General features: G+C 71.4%; 13 protein-coding genes. 10 read left to right on the top strand and 3 right to left on the bottom strand.

The features are described from left to right. The first annotated feature begins 21 nt into the window (after window positions 1-21). The 8 genes from DDF62_RS04530 (at window position 22) to DDF62_RS04565 (ending at window position 9,614) form a co-directional block, all read left to right on the top strand. The gene (locus DDF62_RS04530) at window positions 22-1,896 is read left to right on the top strand and encodes an amidohydrolase (protein ID WP_116487994.1); all 1,875 of its coding nucleotides are present in this window, start codon (window positions 22-24) and stop codon (window positions 1,894-1,896) included. Continuing rightward, the gene (locus DDF62_RS04535) at window positions 1,896-2,330 is read left to right on the top strand and encodes a DoxX family protein (RefSeq protein ID WP_116488216.1); all 435 of its coding nucleotides are present in this window, start codon (window positions 1,896-1,898) and stop codon (window positions 2,328-2,330) included. Before DDF62_RS04530 ends, DDF62_RS04535 begins: the two co-directional genes overlap by 1 nt. Further along, window positions 2,327-3,613: an alginate export family protein gene (locus DDF62_RS04540; RefSeq protein ID WP_116487995.1), complete on the top strand. Its 1,287-nt coding sequence runs from the start codon at window positions 2,327-2,329 to the stop codon at window positions 3,611-3,613. Before DDF62_RS04535 ends, DDF62_RS04540 begins: the two co-directional genes overlap by 4 nt. 2 nt (window positions 3,614-3,615) lie before the next feature. After that, window positions 3,616-4,293 (top strand): YoaK family protein, encoded by a 678-nt coding sequence (locus tag DDF62_RS04545; protein WP_116488217.1) that lies wholly within the window; start codon window positions 3,616-3,618, stop codon window positions 4,291-4,293. Between the two features lie 144 nt (window positions 4,294-4,437). Further along, a complete protein-coding gene (locus tag DDF62_RS04550; protein WP_244286701.1) occupies window positions 4,438-5,049 on the top strand; it encodes a helix-turn-helix domain-containing protein in 612 nt (203 codons plus the stop codon). Between the two features lie 17 nt (window positions 5,050-5,066). After that, entirely contained in the window at window positions 5,067-5,864 is a 798-nt protein-coding gene (locus tag DDF62_RS04555; protein ID WP_165832171.1) for an alpha/beta fold hydrolase, read from the top strand. 91 nt (window positions 5,865-5,955) lie between these two features. Then, window positions 5,956-6,606 carry a response regulator transcription factor gene (locus DDF62_RS04560; protein WP_116487997.1) on the top strand — a complete coding sequence of 217 codons (651 nt, stop codon included), beginning with the start codon at window positions 5,956-5,958 and terminating at the stop codon, window positions 6,604-6,606. After that, a complete protein-coding gene (locus DDF62_RS04565) occupies window positions 6,603-9,614 on the top strand; it encodes a sensor histidine kinase (protein ID WP_116487998.1) in 3,012 nt (1,003 codons plus the stop codon). Before DDF62_RS04560 ends, DDF62_RS04565 begins: the two co-directional genes overlap by 4 nt. A 3-nt stretch (window positions 9,615-9,617) precedes the next feature. On the opposite strand, the gene DDF62_RS04570 is transcribed toward DDF62_RS04565, so the two are convergent. Together DDF62_RS04570 and DDF62_RS04575 are read right to left on the bottom strand one after the other, a co-directional pair. Beyond that, window positions 9,618-10,553 (bottom strand): AEC family transporter, encoded by a 936-nt coding sequence (locus DDF62_RS04570; RefSeq protein ID WP_244286702.1) that lies wholly within the window; start codon window positions 10,551-10,553, stop codon window positions 9,618-9,620. Window positions 10,554-10,646: 93 nt separating this feature from the next. Further along, a complete protein-coding gene (locus tag DDF62_RS04575) occupies window positions 10,647-12,173 on the bottom strand; it encodes an esterase-like activity of phytase family protein (RefSeq protein ID WP_165832172.1) in 1,527 nt (508 codons plus the stop codon). A 294-nt stretch (window positions 12,174-12,467) separates the two neighbouring features. On the opposite strand from DDF62_RS04575, the gene DDF62_RS04580 reads away from it, so the two are divergent. Continuing rightward, the gene (locus DDF62_RS04580; protein ID WP_116488000.1) at window positions 12,468-13,574 is read left to right on the top strand and encodes a serine hydrolase domain-containing protein; all 1,107 of its coding nucleotides are present in this window, start codon (window positions 12,468-12,470) and stop codon (window positions 13,572-13,574) included. Window positions 13,575-13,586: 12 nt separating this feature from the next. On the opposite strand, the gene DDF62_RS04585 is transcribed toward DDF62_RS04580, so the two are convergent. Beyond that, window positions 13,587-14,159: a DUF2939 domain-containing protein gene (locus tag DDF62_RS04585; protein WP_116488001.1), complete on the bottom strand. Its 573-nt coding sequence runs from the start codon at window positions 14,157-14,159 to the stop codon at window positions 13,587-13,589. A 183-nt stretch (window positions 14,160-14,342) separates the two neighbouring features. On the opposite strand from DDF62_RS04585, the gene DDF62_RS04590 reads away from it, so the two are divergent. Continuing rightward, window positions 14,343-15,758 carry an amino acid permease gene (locus DDF62_RS04590; RefSeq protein WP_116488002.1) on the top strand — a complete coding sequence of 472 codons (1,416 nt, stop codon included), beginning with the start codon at window positions 14,343-14,345 and terminating at the stop codon, window positions 15,756-15,758. The last annotated feature ends 45 nt before the right edge of the window (window positions 15,759-15,803 follow it).

Consider the following 15,803-nt stretch of genomic DNA (forward strand, 5'->3'; position numbering starts at 1 on the left):
GTTTCCCCCGGAGTTCCGCCCATGACCTCGCCCGACCTGATCCTGCGCAACGGCCGCTTCACCACGCTGGACCGCGGCAATCCGAACGCCGAGGCCGTCGCCGTCACCGAGGGGCGCTTTTCCGCCGTCGGGACCGAGACCGAGGTCATGGCCCTGGCCGGCCCGGACACCCGGGTCGTCGACCTGAAGGGCCGCCGCGTGCTGCCGGGCCTGATCGACAACCACCTGCACATCATCCGCGGCGGGCTGAACTTCAACATGGAGCTGCGCTGGGACGGCGTGCGCTCGCTGGCCGACGCCATGAACATGCTCAAGCATCAGGTGGCCGTCACCCCGCCGCCGCAGTGGGTGCGGGTCGTGGGCGGCTTCACCGAGCACCAGTTCGTCGAAAAGCGCCTGCCGACCATCGAGGAGCTGAACGCCGTGGCGCCCGACACGCCGGTGTTCATCTTGCACCTCTATGACCGCGCGCTGCTGAACGCGGCGGCCCTGCGTGTCATCGGCTACGACCGCGACACCCCCGAACCGCCCGGCGGCCAGATCATCCGCGACAGCCAGGGCAACCCCACGGGCCTGCTGCTGGCCAAGCCCAACGCCCAGATCCTCTACGCCACCCTGGCCAAGGGGCCCAAGCTGCCGTTCGACTACCAGGTCAACTCGACCCGCCACTTCATGCGCGAGCTGAACCGGCTGGGCGTGACCGGGGCGATCGACGCCGGCGGCGGCTTCCAGAACTATCCGGACGACTACGAGGTGATCCAGAAGCTGGCCGACGAGAACCAGCTGACCATCCGCCTCGCCTACAACCTCTTCACCCAGAAGCCCAAGGGCGAGAAGGACGACTTCCTGAACTGGACGAAGACGTCGAAATACAAGCAGGGCGACGACTATTTCCGCCACAACGGCGCCGGCGAGATGCTGGTGTTCTCGGCCGCCGACTTCGAGGACTTCCGCCAGCCGCGCCCCGACATGCCGCCGCAGATGGAGGGCGAGCTGGAAGAGGTGGTCACCATCCTGGCCCAGAACCGCTGGCCCTGGCGGATGCACGCCACCTATGACGAGACCATCGACCGGGCGCTGGACGTCTTCGAGAAGGTCAACAAGGACGTGCCCCTCGAAGGCCTGAACTGGTTCTTCGACCACGCCGAGACGATCTCGGAGAAATCGATCGACCGCATCGCCGCCCTGGGCGGGGGCGTCGCCGTGCAGCATCGCATGGCCTACCAGGGCGAATACTTCCTCGAGCGCTACGGCCCGGCCGCCGCCGAGGCGACGCCGCCGATCGCCAAGATGCTGGAGAAGGGCCTGAAGGTCTCGGCCGGCACCGATGCGACGCGCGTGGCCTCCTACAATCCCTGGGTCTCGCTGGCCTGGATGATCACCGGCAAGACCGTCGGCGGCACGCGCCTCTACTCGCAGCGCAACTGCCTGGACCGCGAGAGCGCGCTTCGCATGTGGACCGAGAACGTCACCTGGTTCTCCAACGAGGAGGGCAAGAAGGGCCGCATCGTCGAGGGCCAGCTGGCCGACCTGATCGTGCCCGACCGCGACTTCTTCGGCGTGCCGGAAGACGAGATCGCCGACATGAGCTCGGACCTGACCATGGTCGGCGGCAAGATCGTCTACGGCGCCGGCGACTTCTCCAAGCTGGACGAGAACGAGGTGCCTCCGGCCATGCCCGACTGGTCGCCGGTGCGCACCTTCGGCGGCTATGCCGCTTGGGCCGAGCCCGAGACGGACAAGACCCTGCGCCGCCAGGCGGCCGCCTCGTGCGGTTGCGCCAGCAGCTGCGGCGTCCACGGCCACGACCACGCCACGGCCTGGACCAAGAGCCTGCCGATCGCCGACCTGAAGTCGTTCTGGGGCGCGCTGGGCTGCGCTTGCTGGGCGGTCTGATGAGCACGTCCGTCCAACGCCTGCGCGGGGTCTTCCTCGCGCCGGCGGTGCGCTGGATCGCGCTGCTTGGCCTGTGCGCCGCCTACATCCAGGGCGGCCTGACCAAGGCCTTCGACTTCCCCGGCGCTCTGGCCGAGATGACCCATTTCGGCCTGTCGCCGGCCGTGTTCTTCGCCGTGCTGGTCATCGTTCTGGAGATCGTGGCATCGCTGATGATCCTCTCCGGCCGGCTGCGCTGGCTGGGGGCTCTGGCCCTGGCGGCCTTCACCCTGGGCGCGACCTTCATGGCCAACCGCTTCTGGGAGATGGCGCCGCCCGAACGTTTCGGCGCGACCAACAGCTTCTTCGAGCACCTGGGCCTGATCGGCGGCTTCCTGCTGGTGGCCTGGCACGACCTGCAACCAAAGGACCATGCTTCGGAGACGGGGGCATGAGGACGCTGGCGGCCGCGGCGCTCGTTCTCGTCGCGGCGGCCCCGGCCATGGCGGCCGAGCGTCCCGCGATCAAGGTCAACCGCTGGCAGGAGGACCGGCCGGATACGTCGCTGACCCTGGGCCTCACCCTGCGCGAGCGGATCGAGACGGGCGACGCGGCCAGCTTCGGCGGCGAGCCGTCCGACACCAGCCTGTCGCAGCGCTTTCAGGTCCACGCCGACGCCCGCAGGGGCGGCTGGCAGGGTTTCGTCCAGATCGAGGACGTGCGCGCCTTCGGCCGCCGAGACATCGGCCCGCCCGACCAGAACCGCCTGGACCTGCGCCTGGCCTTCGTCGGCTACGCGGGCGAGGTCTGGGGCGGCAAGGCCAATGTGCGTGTCGGTCGCCAGGACTTTCCGATCGACCAGCAGCGGTTCCTGTCGGCCCGCGACGGCCCCGGCGTGCGCCAGTCGTTCGACGCGGTGTGGGCCGACTGGTCGCGCGGCGACTGGAAGCTGGCCGGCTTCGTCAGCCAGCCGGTGCAGTATCACGACGGCGAAGCCTTCGACGACACCTCCAGCGGCAATGTTCGCCTCGACCTTATCCGGGTCGAGCGCAAGGCGCCCGGAGGCGCGGTCTTGGCCTATGCCGCCCGGTTCGCCCGCTCGACCGCCCGCTATGTCGACGCGGTCGGCGAGGAGGATCGCCAGGCCTACGACCTGCGCTATCTGGGCGCGGCCGGGGCGCTGGACTGGGACCTGGAGGCCATGGTCCAGCGCGGCGAGGTCGGGGCCAGCGACGCCCGCGCCTGGGCCGCCGGCGGCCGGATCGGCTGGACGCTGAAAAGCGTCGGCTGGAAGCCGCGCCTGGGTTTCCAGGTCGACACCGCCAGCGGCGATGCGCGTCCGGGCGACGGGCGGGTGGGGACCTTCGACCCGCTCTATCCCAACGCCGCCTATTTCACCCGCGCGGCCTACACCGGCTACGCCAACCTCGTGCACGTCAAGCCGTCGGTGACCGTGACGCCCGCCAAGGGTCTGGCGGTCACCGCCGCCCTGGCGGGCCAATGGCGACGCGAGACGACCGACGCGATCTACGCCCAGCCCTTCATCCCCCTGTCCGGCACGGCCGGGCGCGGCGGACGCTGGACCGGGGCCTACGCCCATCTGCGGGCCGACTACGCTTTCAACCCGAGCCTGACCGGGACCATCGAGGCCGTCCACTACGAGGCCGGGAGCGCCCTGCGCGCTTCTGGCCGGGACGACAGCGACTATCTCGGCGTCGAGCTCAAGTACGGATGGTGACCATGAGATTCCCGAGCCTTTCCCAGCTGATGAGCTTCAACGGCGGCTATCTCGACACGGTCGGCTTCCTGGCCTTGCAGGGCGTGTTCGTCGCCCACGTGACCGGCAACTTCGTCACCTTCGGCGCGGCCATGATCCATGGCGCGGACGGGGCGATCGCCAAGCTCCTGGTGCTGCCGGTGTTCTGCGCGGCGGTGGTGATCAGCCGGCTGGTAACCTTCAAGCTGGCGGCGGCCAATCTGCCGACGTTGCGGATCATGCTGGCGGTCAAGACCGTGCTGCTGATCGCCGGTTCGGTCGCGGCCGTCGTGCTGGCGCCGTTCGCCAAGGGCGACAGCTGGCAGCTGATCCTGGTGGCGGTGCTGTTCGTCTGCGCCATGGCCATCCAGAACGCCGCCCACCGGGTGCACATCCCGAACGCCCCGCCTACCACCCTGATGACCGGTTCGACCACCCAGATCATGCTCGACGTGGCCGAACTGATCCGGGGCGGCGGTCCCGACCGGGCGGCCTCGGTGGCGCGGATCCGGAAGCTGTCGGCGGCCGTCGGCCTGTTCGCGGCCGGCTGCGGCCTGGGCGCGCTGGCCTTCGCGTTCGGCGGAACGTGGGCGTTCTCGGTCTCGGCCGTGCTGGCCTTCCTGTCGCTGTTCTCGGCCGAGGCCCGCAGCCAGCGCGGATAACGCTCCCATTCGAGCCGCGGGCTTCACCCGCCTGGGTAGGCGAGGTTCACCCGGGCGGGAATGGCGGCGGGGCTCTCCTTGGTCGAGTTTCGCTACACGCCGTCCCCGCGCCGGCGCGCCGAAGCCCAGCCGAAGAGAGCGACGATGCAAGTCCTGACCGTGTCGAGCCGCGTTCCCGAACCGGCCCTGGACCCCGCCCCGGAGCCCGCCAGGGACCAGATCCGCCTGCTGCTGATGCAGGCCCGCCACGCCCTGGCCACCGATCCGGCCGACGCCGAGCGCTGCATCGCCGTGGCCGTGCGCCTGCTGCCGCAGATCGAAGCCTCGCCGGCGTCCGAGCCCAAGGCCTTCGCCGCGCCGGTCATGCAGCGCGGGGGGCTGGCCCCCTGGCAGGTGCTGCGGATCAAGGCCCTGGTCGAGGCGCGCCTGGCCGGCCGGATCTCCAGCGCCGAGATGGCGGCCGCCGCCCGGCTCAGCCCCAGCCACTTCTCGCGCGCCTTCCGCATCAGCTTCGGCGACGCGCCCAAGGCCTATGTGAACCGCCGCCGCATCGCCCGATCCAAGGCCATGATGCTGGAGAGCGGCGATTCCCTGGCCGCCATCGCCCTGGCCTGCGGCCTGTCGGACCAGGCGCACTTCTGCCGGATGTTCCGCCGCTTCGAAGGGATGTCGCCCAGCGTCTGGCGTCGCTTGAGCGGCGGGGCGTCCGAGCCCGTCGAGACCGAGGCCGAATGGCCGACGGCCGCGGTCGGCTGAACGGAGAGACAAGACCAGTGACCGCCGCCGTCATGCTTATCCACGGCGCCTGGCTGACGCCGCGCGCCTGGGATCGCTTCAAGGCCCGATACGAGGGCAGGGGGCTGACGGTGGTCGCGCCGGCCTGGCCGCTGCTGGACGCGCCGGTCGAGGAGGTGCGCGGCCTTTCGCCCCGCCTGTTGGGCCGGCTGACGCTCGACGCGGTGGTCGAGGCCCATGCCGCCCACGCGGTGGCCATGGTCGAGCCGCCGATCCTGATCGGCCACGGGCTGGGTGGGCTGATCGTGCAGCGCCTGCTCGACGGCGGCTGCGGCGCCTGCGGGGTGGCCATCGCCTCGACGCCGCCGTTGGGCCTGCTGGCCCGCCCGCGCGCGGCCTGGGCGCTGCGGCGTCTGTTGGCGCGCTGGAGCGGCGCGACGCCGCTGTCGCCCGAGGGCTTCGCCGAGCTCTTCGCCCAGACCCTGTCCGAGGACGAGCGCCGCCTGGCCTATGCCGAACACGTGGTTCCCGCGCCCGCCCGCGTGGTGCGCCAGGCCCTGCTGGGACCTGGCGGCGGCGCGGCGAGGGCGACCCGCCGCCGTCCGCCGCTGCTGCTGATCGCCGGCGACGAGGACCGCATGGCCCCGCCGGCCATGGTCGCCGCCGCCGCCCGCCACCAGCGCCGGGCCGCCTCGCGCACCGACCTGCAATGCTTCTCGGGGCGCTCCCACTGGCTGTGCAACGAGCCGGGCTGGGAGGACGTCGCCGACTTCGCCCTCGACTGGGCCCTGGCCAACGGACGGGCGGCCCTTTCGGGTCAAGCCCCGAAAGGGTAATCGTGCGCCGCTTTCGTGTATGGTCGTGGCTTGCGGAACAGGCCAACTGTACGAGTCCCATGCGCAAGGACCGGTCCCCGGACGTCGCCGAATGAACCAACACCCCGCCAGCATCGAGGCCGGCGACGACCGTATCCGCGTGCTGATCGCCGATGACCACCCCATGCTGCGCGAGGGGGTGATCGCGGTGCTCGAGACCCAGTCCGACATGGTGGTGGTGGGCGAGGCGGCCACCGGCGACGAGGCGATCGCCGGCTGGGAGCGGCTGCGTCCCGACATCACGCTGATGGACCTGCAGATGCCCGGCAACGGCGTGGTGGCCATCGAGACCATCCGCCGCTCGCATCCCGAGGCGCGCATCATCGTGCTGACCACCTTCACCGGCGACGCCCAGGCCCTGCACGCCCTGCGCGCCGGGGCGGCGGGCTATCTGCTGAAGAGCAGCCTGCGCCGTGACCTGCTGGACGCCATCCGTGGCGTCCACGCCGGCCGCCGGCACCTGCAGGCCGAGGTCGCCGAGCGGATCGCCATCCACGCCATCGACGAACCGCTGAACGCCCGCGAGATCATCGTCCTGCAGCTGATCGCCAACGGCAATTCCAACAAGCACATCGCCCGCGAATTGAACCTGTCGGAAGACACCATCAAGTCGAACATCAAGAGCATCTTCGCCAAGCTCTATGTGAACGACCGGACCCACGCGGTGACCGTCGCCGCCAAGCGCGGCATCATCGACCTTTGAGCCGGGCGGGGGGGCTTTGGAGCGGACTGGCGGGCGCGGCGCTCGCCCTGGCGCTGGCCGGCACGGCGGCGGCCGCGCCGGCGCTCGAGCCCCTGGCCGAATACAAGCGCGTCAGCTGGTCGATCGAGGGCGGCGCCCCCAGCCGGGTCAACACCATCGGCCAGTCGAAGGACGGCTATCTGTGGATCGGCAGCGTCGATGGCCTGTTCCGCTTCGACGGCGTGGGCTTCGAGCCGATCCAGCGCGACGGACCCAAGCCCGGGCGGCTGAACGTCTCGCAGGTGCTGGGCGCGCGCTCCGGCGCCTTGTGGGTGGGCCTGGGCCGCAGCGGCGGCGTGGCGGTCTATCGCGACGGTCGGTTGATCGACGCCCGCATGCCCGACCCCTCGCGCGAGGTCACCAGCCTGGCCGAGGATCGCGAGGGCGGGATCTGGGTCGCCCGGGGCGGCCGCAAGCGCGCCACCCTGGCCCGCTGGCATGACGGCCGCTGGCGGGAATTCGGACCCGACGCCGGCCTTCCCGAGCAGGAGGTCTGGCAGGTCTTCTTCGATCGCGACGGCGTGCAGTGGCTGGTGCTGACCAACACCGTGCTGCGCCGCGCGCCGGGCGAGACGCGCTTTTCGCCGACCGGCGCCAAGGTCGCCCGCCGGGCCAGCCTGGCCGAGGACGCCCTGGGGCGGCTGTGGCTGTCGGATTCCACCAGCACGCGCCTGCTGCGCGGCGAGGCTCCGGCGGCCTCGTCCCTGACCCGGGCCTATCCGCGCCGCGACGAGGTGGGCGCCTCGCGGATCCTGTTCGACCGCAAGGGCGACCTGTGGGGCGCCACCTGGACCGATGGCGTCGTCCATATTCCAGCGCCGGGCGTGGCGGCCCGCAGCGCCGACGCCGGCGCCCTGCGCATCCAGTCCTACAAGGCCGTGCACGGCCTGACCTCGGACCAGACCCACGCCGTGTTCGAGGACCGCGAGGGCAACATCTGGTTCGGCACGGAGCTGGGCCTGGACATGATGCGGCCGGCGGCGGTGACGGTCGAGCAGGCCATCCCGCCCAACTCCGCGCGCGGCTACCGGATGACCTCGACGGCCGACGGCAAGGTCTGGGTCGCCGACGCCCACACCCTCTACGCCATCGCGCCGGGCCAGGCGCCCAAGCCCGTCCTGAAGACCGACTGGTCGGCGGGCTCGCTGTGCGCGGGGGCGGGCGACGCCGTCTGGGTGACGCTGCGCGACACCGTGCTGCGGGTGCGCGGCGGCAAGGTCGAGACCTTCGCCAAGCCCGCCGAGACCAGCGCCTACGGCTGCGCCGAGGACGAGGACGGACGCCTGTGGATGGCCGCCCTCGACAAGGGCCTCTACTGGCGCGAGGGCGGCGCCTGGAGCCGCTGGCCGGGCGGCCTCGGCATCGCCTCCAACGCCGCGTCGCAGGCCGACGGCCGGGCGGCGATCCTGTTCCGCAACGCCCCGACGCTGCAGGGGCGTCCGCCGTTCGAGCCGATCCACAAGGCGCGCTTTCCGATCGGCGAGATCGAGGGCCTGCTGCCGGGACGCGAGGCGCTCTATCTCAGCGGCGGCCAGGGTTTCGCCCGTCTGCGCGGCGGGGCGACCGCCAGCCTCGACGCCGAGCGCTATCCGTGGCTGGCCTCGGTCAACGGCCTGGTCCAGACCCCGGCCGGCGACACCTGGACGATCGGCGACGCGGGCGTGGTGCGCATGCGCTCGTCCGATCTCGACCGGGCCCTGGACAGGCCGGGAGCGCCCCTGCCAAGGCGGGTGTTCGACTTCCGTGACGGTCTCAACAGCTTCGTCCAGAAGTCGCCGGGCCAGCAGATCGCGGCTGGCGGCGACGGCCGGATCTGGATCCTGACCCGCCGCAATGTCGTCGTCGTCGATCCCGCCCGGCTGAGCGTCAACACCCTGCCGCCGCCGGTGGCGATCCGCGCGGTCATGGTCGGCGACCAGCATTTCCGCGATCCCAGCGCCCTGCGCCTGCCGGCGGGCACGCGCGGCCTGCGCATCCACTACACCGCCCTGAGCTTCCCCGCGCCCGACCGCGTGCGCTTCCAGTACCGGCTGGAGGGCGTCGACAAGGAATGGATCGAGGCGGGCGACCGGCGCGAGGTGATCTACGACAACCTGCACCCCGGGACCTTCCACTTCCGGGTGAAGGCGGCCAACAGCGACGGCGTGTGGAACGAGCAGGGCGCGACCCTGATCGTCGAGATTCCGCCGACCCTGGTGGAAACCTGGTGGTTCCGCGCCGCCTGCGTGCTGGCCGTGGCGCTGGCGCTGTGGGGCGTCTACGCCCTGCGCCTGCGGCGGGTCGCGGCCCAGATCAAGGACCGGCTGGAGCAGCGCGCCGCCGAGCGCGAGCGGATCGCCCGCGAGCTGCACGACACCCTTTTGCAGAGCGTGCAGGGGCTGATCATGCGGTTCCAGTCGGTGGCCTACCAGATCCCCGACGACCTGCCGGCCAAGGACGTGATCAACCAGGCGCTCGATCGCGCCGACCAGATGCTGGTCGAGGGACGCGACCGCGTGCGCGACCTGCGCGGAGCCGAGGTGCGGCGTCTCGACCTCGTACTGCGCGAGCTGATGGCCGAGCAGCCGTTCGAGGCCGGGGTGAAGGTCGAGCTGGTGGCGGAGGGGACGCCACGTCCGGTGCAGCCGCTGGTGCAGGAAGAGATCGTCCGCATCGCCGGCGAGGCGCTGTTCAACGCGGCGCGCCACGCCAAGGCGGGCCAGGTGCTGGTCAAGGTGTCGTACGGCGTGCGCCAGTTGCAGGTCACCATCCGCGACGACGGGGTGGGCATCGGCGCCAACCGCATGGCGTGGGCCAGCCGCGAGGGCCACTACGGCCTGATCGGCATGCACGAGCGGGCCGGCAAGATGGGCGCCCAGCTGGCCATCGAGAGCGCCTCGGGCAAGGGCACGACCATAGCGCTCAGCGTCGCCGGCTCGATCGCCTATCCAACCCAGCCGTGGTTCGCGCGACTGGGCAGGAAGAAGTAGGGCTCAGGCCTTCAGCCACACCGCCACGGCCGACAGGGTCACGCAGGCGATGGCGGTGGTCAGGGCCACGGTGCGGGCGCCGCCGCGGGCGAAGACGCCGTAGGCGCGGGTCTGGATGAAGACGTTGACCGCCGTCGGGGTGGCTGCCAGCAGGGTCGCGGCCAGGTGGAAGGTCGCCGGCGCGGGCGTCAGGCCGACCACGAACCAGACCAGCACCGGCAGGACCAGCAGCTTGGCGATGGCGGCCACGGCGACGGGGCTCCAGCGCGGCGGGGCCGCGTCGGCTTCGGCCGGCAGGCCCAGGACCACGCCCAGCGCGACCAGCGCCACCGGGCTGCCCGAGGCGGCGGCCGCGCCGACCGCGCGGTCGAGCACGCCGGGCAGTTGCAGGCCCAGCAGCGCCAGGGCCGTGCCGAACAGGGCGGCGGCGACGATCGGATTACGGAACGCCTGCATGGTCGAGCGCCACACCGAGCGGCCGCCGGCCCAGCCCAGCAGGGCGACGCCCAGGGCGGTGGCGAGCACGAAGTCGATGGCGACCATGCCGGCGCCGACGCGGGCCACTTCGGGTCCGAACACGGCGGCCGCCACGGGCAGTCCCAGGAAGGCGCTGTTGCCGACGCCGGCGGCCATGGCCGCGCCGGCGCGCTCGCCCCGGTTCCAGCGCAGGGCCAGGCCGACGCCGATCATCAGGGCCATGATCGCCGCCAGGCAGCCGGCATAGGCCGCCAGGCCCAGGGTCAGGTCGTGGTCGGGACGGCCCATCCGCGAAAGGGAATGCACCAGCAGGGCCGGAAAACCGATCCAGTAGACATAGGCCGACAGCCCCTGGGCCATGCGGCCGTCCAGCAGCATCAGCCGCGCCAGGGTCACGCCGGCCCCGACCAGCAGGAAGAACGGCAGGGCGCGCGCCAGCACCTCCAGCGTCAGGGCGATCACGCCGGATACGCCTTGGCGGGCGAGGGAAGGGTCATGCGCGGGGGCCTCGGCGGAAAACGCGGGTCGCTGGATAGCACCGCCTTCGCGCCGGGGTCAAAAGCGGCGCTGGGCGGCGAGATCGGCGGGCAGGGTCAGGCGGTAGACCAGCACCAGGCTGTCGTTGTCGGCGGTCGGCGCGCCTTCGGGCGTCTTGGGGGCGGCGTCGAAGGCCAGGTCGCCGACCTTGCCCCTGGCGGTCTGGAAGTCGTTGTCGCTGCCGACCAGCAGGAAGACGTCGTTGGGCGCGGCCGGGTCGAGGGCCGGCACGATGGCCAGGGATTCCAGCTTCTCGGGCAGGGTGGAGGCGTTTGGCGTCGCGTTGTCGAGGTTGACGCCTACGCGCGCCAGGCTCGCGCGGTCGGCGAGGTTGACGAGCTGGGCCTGGCCGGCGGGGACGACGCCCTGGACCAGGACGCCGCCGGGGGCGATGGCCGCGCCCGTCGCGTCGCTCTCGGCGCCGGCGAGGTTGGTGGCGCCGGCGGTGTCGACCAGCAGCACCGAGCGGTAGACGGTGGGCCTGGCCGAGCCGGACCCCAGGCCGGCGCCGTCGCGGGCCAGCACCAGGAACTGGTGGTCGGAAAGCGCCAGGAGTTCGGACTGGGCGGCCACCTTGTCGGGCGCGCCGCCGTCGCCCTTGGCGCGCAGCACCGGCAGCTCGACCGCGTATTCGGCGATCGGGGCGGCGGGCGTCGGGTCCTTCTCGATGTCGTAGACGAACAGGCGGGTGACGGCGCGCTCGGCGTCGCCCTCGCCGCTGTCCTGCACGGCCGCGCTTTGCAGCAGGGCGAACAGCCGCTTGCCGTCGGGCGAGACGGCCACGCCCTCGAAGCCCTGGTTGGGGCGGCGGCCGGACTGGGGCTTGATCTCGCTGGAGAGGGCCGGGCGGCCGTCCTTGCGCGGGGACACGGCCGCCACCGGCGCGATGACGCCCTTCAGCGCGCCGTGGGCGTCGAAGCGGTAGATGTTGGCCGCGTACTCGTCGCCGACATAGAAGCCGCCGTCCGGCAGCCGGGCCAGGGCCTCGCCGTCGAGGCTGATGCGGAAGCCGCCGGGGCCGGTCAGGGCGCTGGGGCAGGCGGCCTGGCCGCAGAACACGACGCCGTCGCCCGGATCCATGCCGGTGAAGGCGTGGCCCTTGTCGTCCTTCAGCAGGAAGCCGCCGGTCGGCGTCAAGGTCAGCTGGTCCGCGCCGCCCGAAGCGCCGTCGGCCAGCGGCCGGAAGGCGAGGTCGAAGGCGTGGATGCGATTGTCGTAAGGCGTGGTGCCGGCCACCGTGCCCACGCCGTTGGGGCCGCGGTCGGGCAGGGTCAGGAGCTTGCCTTCGTAGCCGCCGTCGGCCGTCCGACGCCATTCGGTCACGGCCATGCCCGAGAACGAGCCGAGGGTGTCGCCCTGGAAGTCGCGAGCGCTGGCCGCCAGCCGGCCGGCGCCGACCAGACCGTGATTGACGAAGCCGGCGCCGCCGAGGGTCACCGTCTTCGGGCTGGCCGTATCGGGCGTCAGGTAGACGGCGGGCGCGGCGAAGGACGGCGCGGCGAGCGACAGGGCCAGCAGCGACGCGGCGCAGGCGAACGGTTTCATGACGGCTTCCCCCAGACCATCCGGAACGTGGCGCACGCCGAGCCGCTCCAGACGCTGGGCGGTGCCTAGCAGCGACGTTTGAAGGTTCGGTGACAGCGTTGCGCGGCCGGCGAAAAGCGGATCAGGATGGGTCATGAGCGACGCTATCCGCTTCCTCCGCGCCGTCCCGGTCCTGCGCAGCCCTTCGGCAGGCTGAACGCGTCTCCGTCGATTCTCTACTTACAGAACTTTCAGTTGCGGCGATCCCGCCTGTGCGGTTGAAGTAGCGCTTCATTGCAAGTGAGGGTCGTTTCCATGCTGCATCGTCGTCGCCTGCTCACGCTCGCCGCCGTGACCGGGAGCGCGCCGTCGGCGGCGCTGGCCCGGCAGATCATGGCCCTGCCGACGGTCGATCCGGCGGCGGTGCTGGCCGAGACGGGCGCGCCGGCCGTGGCCGGCCTGGTCGCAGACCCCGAAAAGGTGATCGTGCAGAAGCAGGCCGGCGTGCGCCGCGCGGGCGCGCCCGATCTGGTCGAGGGCTCGGATCCCTGGCACATCGGCTCCAACACCAAGGCCATGACCGCGGCCGTCTACGCCCGGCTGGTCGAGGCCGGCAAGGCCAAGTGGGGGGCGACCTTGGGGTCGCTGTTCCCCGGGGTGAAGCTCGATCCGGCGTGGAGCGACACGACGATCGAGCGGCTGATGAGCCACGTGTCGGGGATCAGCGACAAGCCGGTGATGGCCGGCGGCTGGCTGCCGCGCGCCCATGCCGACAAGCGGCCGCTGACCGTGCAGCGGGCCGAGCTCGCCGCGCAGATCCTGTCCGCGCCGCCCGCCGCCAAGCCCGGCAAGTACGAGTACGCCAACCTCAACTATGTGCTGGTCGGTTCCGCGATCGAGACCATTACCGGCAAGCCTTGGGAGCAGGTGATCGACGCCCAGCTCTTCAAGCCCCTGGGGATCACTACGGCCGGGTTCGGCGCGCCGAAGGGCGCCGCGCCCTGGGGGCACCTGCCCAGGCCGGGCGGCGGCCTCACGCCGGTGGATCCGGCCGGTCCGTCCGACAACCCGCCCGCGATGGGGCCGGCCGGCACGGTGCACATGAGCCTGGCCGACCACGCCCGCTTCGCGCGGCTGTTCCTGAAGGACAACGCCTTCCTCAGCGCCGACAGCATCAAGCACATGACCACGCCGGTCGGCGACGCGATCTATGCGCTGGGCTGGCTGGCGGTGCCGGGACGCCCATGGAGCCGTGGGAAGCTCCTGGTCCACGAGGGCTCCAACACCATGTGGCACGAGGTGATCATGATCGCCCCGGGGCGCGGGGTGGCGATCATCGCCGCCAGCAACGCCGGGCCCGAGGCCTCGAAGGGCGCGGCGACCAAGCTGCTGCAGCAGTTCCAGGGCGCCTACGTCGCCTGAGGCCTTGGGGTCCTACCGCTCGTCGGCCGGCAGGCGGATGTGCACCAGCTTCCAGGTGAAAAGCTCACGGCGCTGGAAGGTGAAGATCGTGGCCTTGGCCTTGTCGCCCGGACGGCGTACGGCGATGCGCACGCGGTTGGGGTCCCAGTAGGCGATGGTCGGATAGGGGCCGCGCACCACGGCCTGCATCCGGCCCAGCACCGTCTCGGGACGGGCCGCCGGCGGCGGGGCCGCGCCGGGGGCGTAGCCGCGGGTCAGCGCCGACAGGCCCTGGACGGTGAGGTAGCGGTCGACCTTGGGCTCGGGCGGGGCGATCGGCTCGATGGCGCGCTTGAAGACGCCCATCGGGTTGGTCCACAGCGACGGGGCCTCGGGCTTGGCGGCGGGGGCTTCCTCGTCCAGCTGGCCGGTCAGGCTGCGGCGCACGACCGGAAAGTCGACCAGCTCGCCCAGCGCCTGCACGTCCTCGTACTGGGCCGCGGCCTTCAGGGCGCGGAAGGCGAACCAGGGCGCTGTGGCGAAGGCGGCGGCGAAGATGAAGATCGCCAGGACCAAGAGGTCCCAGATCCGCTTCTGCAAAGTCATTGCGCCCCCGCACGGTTAACGCCGCCTAGAATGGGCATTCATGCCCCCACTGCAAGGGCGTTCGCTCAGGAAGAGTTCCGTGAGTGGAATCCGCTTTCCCGGAAGGCCTGGCGGCTTTATGGGGTCGCCGCTTACGGCGTGGCCTTAAGCCTTCGCCGCCCCTGAGGAATTCCCGGAGCGCCCATGGCCGGCTCGCGCATCGCCGATCTCTTTCGCTGCAAGCCCGTCGGGGCGATCGCGGCCGAGGGCGACGACAATCCCAACGAGCTGCCGCATGAACTCGAGCGTTCGATCGGCCTGTTCCAACTGACCATGCTGGGCGTCGGCGCCACCATCGGCACCGGCATCTTCGTGGCCCTGACCACGGCCGTGCCCCTGGCCGGGCCGGCGGTCATCGTCTCGTTCGTCATCGCCGGGATCACCGCGGCCCTGACGGCCCTGTGCTACGCCGAGCTCGGCTCGACCATCCCGGTGTCGGGTTCGTCCTATTCCTACGCCTACGCCACGCTGGGCGAGTTCGTGGCCTTTCTCGTCGGCGCCTGCCTGCTCTTGGAATACGCCGTCTCGGCCTCGGCCATCGCCGTGGGCTGGGGGCAGTACCTGAACGAGCTGTTCGTCGACCTGTTCGGCTGGCGCCTGCCCGACGCCCTGGCCAAGCCGCCGGGGGCGGGCGGGGTGTTCAACCTGCCGGCCGTGGTGCTGGTGGGCTCGTGCATGGTGCTGCTGCTGCGCGGGGCCAAGGAGTCGACCACGATCAACGCCGTGCTGGTGGTGGCCAAGCTGCTGGTGCTGCTGTTCTTCGTGGTCATCGCCTTCACCGGCTTCAACTCCGAGAACCTGGCCCCGTTCGCGCCGATGGGCGTGGCCGGGATCGGGGCGGCGGCCTCGTCGATCTTCTTCTCCTACATCGGCATCGACGCGGTCTCGACCGCCGGGGACGAGGTCAAGAACCCGCGCCGTAACCTGCCGCTGGGCGTGGTGCTGAGCCTGCTGATCGTCACCGCCGTCTACGTGCTGGTCGCGATCGCCGCCGTCGGCGCCCAGCCGTGGACGGCCTTTGCCGGCCAGGAGGCGGGCCTGGCGGTGATTCTGCGCAACCTGACCGGCGCGGGCTGGACCTCGCTCGTCTTGTGCCTGGGCGCGATCATCTCGATCTTCAGCGTCACGCTGGTGGTGATGTACGGCCAGACGCGGATCCTGTTCGCCATGAGCCGCGACGGCCTGTTGCCGCGCATCTTCCAGAAGACCGACCCGCGCACCCGCGTGCCGACCTGGAACACGGCCATCGTCGCGGCCTTCATCGCCTTCCTGGCCGCCTTCGTGCCGCTGGACGTGCTGGTCAACCTGACCAGCATGGGCACGCTGATCGCCTTCGCCATCGTCTCGGCCGGGGTGATCATCCTGCGTCGCACCCGGCCCGACCTGCCGCGCGGCTACAAGGTTCCGCTCTATCCGGTGCTGCCGATCGCCAGCGTCGCTTTCTGCGGCTACCTGATCATCGGCCTGCCGTGGGACACCTTCGCCCTGTTCGGCGTCTGGGCGGTGGCCGCCTGCCTGATCTATTTCGGCTATTCGCGGAAGCACTCGAAGCTGGGCTGAGGACGCTCGGGCGGTCCATTCTGGGTCAGGATCGAACACTCGGCC

Source organism: Caulobacter radicis, from assembly GCF_003094615.1.
Classification (GTDB): domain Bacteria; phylum Pseudomonadota; class Alphaproteobacteria; order Caulobacterales; family Caulobacteraceae; genus Caulobacter; species Caulobacter radicis.

Excerpts from the sequence above, each read along its gene's own strand:
- DDF62_RS04590 (WP_116488002.1), top strand. The coding sequence starts at position 14,343 with ATGGCCGGCTCGCGCATCGCCGATCTCTTTCGCTGCAAGCCCGTCGGG.
- DDF62_RS04535 (WP_116488216.1), top strand. The coding sequence starts at position 1,896 with ATGAGCACGTCCGTCCAACGCCTGCGCGGGGTCTTCCTCGCGCCGGCG.
- DDF62_RS04585 (WP_116488001.1), bottom strand. The coding sequence starts at position 14,159 with ATGACTTTGCAGAAGCGGATCTGGGACCTCTTGGTCCTGGCGATCTTC.
- DDF62_RS04580 (WP_116488000.1), top strand. The coding sequence starts at position 12,468 with ATGCTGCATCGTCGTCGCCTGCTCACGCTCGCCGCCGTGACCGGGAGC.
- DDF62_RS04575 (WP_165832172.1), bottom strand. The coding sequence starts at position 12,173 with ATGAAACCGTTCGCCTGCGCCGCGTCGCTGCTGGCCCTGTCGCTCGCC.
- DDF62_RS04530 (WP_116487994.1), top strand. The coding sequence starts at position 22 with ATGACCTCGCCCGACCTGATCCTGCGCAACGGCCGCTTCACCACGCTG.
- DDF62_RS04540 (WP_116487995.1), top strand. The coding sequence starts at position 2,327 with ATGAGGACGCTGGCGGCCGCGGCGCTCGTTCTCGTCGCGGCGGCCCCG.
- DDF62_RS04545 (WP_116488217.1), top strand. The coding sequence starts at position 3,616 with ATGAGATTCCCGAGCCTTTCCCAGCTGATGAGCTTCAACGGCGGCTAT.
- DDF62_RS04560 (WP_116487997.1), top strand. The coding sequence starts at position 5,956 with ATGAACCAACACCCCGCCAGCATCGAGGCCGGCGACGACCGTATCCGC.
- DDF62_RS04550 (WP_244286701.1), top strand. The coding sequence starts at position 4,438 with ATGCAAGTCCTGACCGTGTCGAGCCGCGTTCCCGAACCGGCCCTGGAC.